The sequence below is a fragment of the Streptomyces sp. NPDC007162 genome (assembly GCF_040634175.1).
Classification (GTDB): domain Bacteria; phylum Actinomycetota; class Actinomycetes; order Streptomycetales; family Streptomycetaceae; genus Streptomyces.
This window is the reverse complement of sequence record NZ_JBEYFC010000762.1, coordinates 1-3,251: the sequence shown is the minus strand read 5'-3', so window position 1 is coordinate 3,251 and position 3,251 is coordinate 1. Positions and strand designations below refer to the sequence as shown.

At 71.6% G+C, this 3,251-nt stretch carries 1 protein-coding gene; it reads left to right on the top strand.

Translation table 11 applies throughout. The features are described from left to right. The coding region (locus tag ABZ646_RS43500; RefSeq protein WP_360532435.1) for an SDR family NAD(P)-dependent oxidoreductase at positions 1-3,251 on the top strand (3,251 nt) is incomplete at both ends.

The following is a 3,251-nucleotide window of genomic DNA, read 5'->3' as shown; positions in this document are numbered from 1 at the left end:
GCGATCGGGCACCTCTGGGCGAACGGCGTCGCCGTGGACTGGGCGCCGGTGTTCGAGGGCCTGGACGCGCAGCGGGTCAAGCTGCCGACCTACGCCTTCCAGCACCAGCGCTTCTGGCCCGAGATCAGCGCGGCCGCCGACGACGCGACGAGCACCGGGAGTCAGTTCGACAGTGAGCTCTGGGCGTCGGTGGAGCAGCAGGACACCGGAACCCTCGCGGAAACCCTGGGCGTCGACAGCGCGCTGGCCGCGTCGATGCTGCCGGCTCTGGCGTCGTGGCGTGACCGGCATCGTGACGCAGAGACCGTGAACGGCTGGCGCTACCGGGAAGCCTGGAAGCCGCTGAGCATCAGGTCGTCCTCCACCAAGGGTCGTCGCTGGGCCGTGGTCGTTCCGGCGGGAAGGAGCGACGACGCGCTCGTCGACGCCGTGACCGGTGCACTGGGAACCGATGTCACCGTGGTGGAACACGGCGACATCCCCGGACTGCGCGCAGTCGATGGCATCGTCTCTCTGGAAGTCCTCCTGCAAGACAGCGCGCAAGCAGGCCTCACGGCTGTCATCGACCTGCTGCAAACGCTGCCGGATCAAGGGATCCCGCTGTGGGTGCTGACCCGGGGAGCGGTGTCGACCGGCGCCCATGATCCGGTCACCGATCCCGATCAGGCCGCCGTCTGGGGACTGGGACGGGTCGCCGCTCTGGAGCAGCCCGCCTGCTGGGGTGGTCTGATCGACCTGCCCGCGGTTCTCGACGCCCGCGGTGCCCGCGAGCTGGCCGCCGTACTGTCGAACGGCTCGACTGAGGACCAGGTCGCCGTCCGCCCGGCCGGAGTGTTCGGGCGCCGGTTGAGGCACGCTCCGGCCGCGACCGGTCCGGCGCCGTGGACCACGTCCGGAACCGTCCTCATCACCGGGGGTACGGGTGGCCTGGGGGCGCACGTCGCACGGTGGGCAGTCGAGCGCGGGGCGGAGCACATTGTCCTGGCGAGCCGGCGCGGGCCGGACGCGGAAGGCGCCGACATGCTGCGCCTGGAGCTCGAGGCGGCCGGCGCCCGGGTCACGGTGGCAGCCTGTGACGTCGCCGACCGCGACGCCCTGGCCCGGATCCTCAGCGAGATTCCCGGGGAATGGCCCCTGCGTACGGTCGTGCACGCCGCCGGCGTCATGAGCGATGCCACTCCGCTCGCCGCGACCACCGCGGAGCAGGTGCAGCACCAGATGCGAGTGAAGGTCGACGGCGCCCGGAACCTCGACGAGCTGACCAGCGGCCTCGACCTCGACGCGTTCGTCCTGTTCTCCTCCGGCGCGGCGGCCTGGGGCAGCGGCGGCCAGGGTCCGTACGCGGCCGGCAACGCCTATCTGGACGCGCTGGCCGCTCACCGCCGGGCGCAGAGCCGCACGGCCACCTCGGTGGCGTGGGGCTCGTGGGACGAGGCCGGCATGCTGATCGGCCTGGCCGAGGCGGAGCGGGAGAACCTCGACCTGCTGGGTGTGATCCCCATGCGGCCCGAGCCGGCTCTCAGCGCGTTGCAGCGCACCCTGCACGACGATGAGACCACGCTCGTGGTCACGGACATGGACTGGGCCCGGTTCGCCCCGGTCTTCACCGCCGCCCGGCCGAGCGCCCTGATTTCCGACCTGCCCGAGGTGACCGCCGCCCTGACGGGAACCGGTTCCACGGGTACGGGTGAGCCGAGCCGCCACCTCGCCGCGTTGCCCTCAGCTGAGCGGGAACAAGCCCTCGTCGATCTGGTACGCGCGGCGGCGGCCTCGGTGCTCGGTCACTCGTCCAGCGCGCAGGTCGACGTGGACCAGCCGTTCAAGGAACAGGGCTTCGACTCGCTGACCGCGGTCGAGTTGCGCAACGCCCTCCTGGCGGAAACGGGGACGAGCCTGCCGGCCAGTGCCGCGTTCGACTATCCGACCGTCACCCGGCTGGCCGCCCACCTGTCCGCCCACTTCGGCGAGCCGGAAGCCGCAGCCACACCAGTGGTACCGGTCTCCGCCGCACTCACCGACGACCCGATCGTGCTGGTCGGCATGGCCTGCCGCTTCCCGGGAGGCGTCCAGGACCCGGAGGGCCTTTGGCGCCTGGTCGCCGAGGGGACGGACAGCATCACCGGCTTTCCCGCCGACCGGGGCTGGAACTTCGATGAGCTGCTGGGTACCGCCGGGCCCGGTTCGGGAACCATCGCGACGGGACAGGGCGGCTTCCTCGACGAAGTGGCCGGCTTCGACGCCGGGTTCTTCCGCATCTCGCCCCGCGAGGCGCTGGCCACGGACCCGCAGCAGCGGCTGTTGCTCGAGGTTTCCTGGGAAGCGCTGGAACAGTCCGGAATTGCTCCCTCGACCCTGGTGGGCAGCCCCACGGGCGTCTTCGTCGGCGCCTACCAGAACGGGTACGCCGAGTTCGCCGCAAGCTCCGGCGAGCACGAGCTGCAGGGCCACCTCATCACCGGGGGCGCCGGCAGCGTCATCTCCGGCCGGGTGGCGTACGCGCTCGGCCTGGAAGGCCCCGCGGTCAGCGTGGACACCGCCTGCTCCTCGTCGCTCGTGGCGATGCACCTGGCCGCCCAGGCCCTGCGATCCGGGGAGTGCTCGCTCGCCCTCGCCGGCGGTGTGATGGTCATGTCCACCCCGGACGCCTTCGTGGGTTTCACCGCTCAGGGCGGCCTCGCCGGGGACGGCCGCTGCAAGTCCTTCTCCGACACGGCCGACGGCACCGGCTGGTCCGAGGGCGTCGGCGTCGTGGTGATGGAGCGCCTGTCCGACGCCGAGCGCAACGGCCATGAGGTCTTGGCGGTCATGCGCTCGAGTGCGGTGAACCAGGACGGTGCGTCGAACGGTCTGACCGCGCCCAACGGCCCGTCCCAGCAGCGTTTGATCCGCCAGGCTCTGGCGGCTGCCGGTCTGTCGTCGGCTGATGTGGATGCGGTGGAGGCCCACGGTACGGGCACCCGCCTCGGTGATCCGATCGAGGCGCAGGCGCTGCTGTCCACGTATGGCCAGGACCGCCCCGGCGACCGGCCGCTGTGGCTGGGGTCCCTCAAGTCCAACATCGGCCACGCCCAGGCCGCGGCGGGTGTGGCCGGCGTCATCAAGATGGTCATGGCGCTGCGTCACGGGATCCTCCCCAAGACCCTGCACGTGGACGCGCCGACCTCGCAGGTGGACTGGACCGAGGGGAACGTCCGGCTGCTGACCGTGGCAGGCCCCGATACGAACATCGTGTCGAGGCCCGCTGACACGAC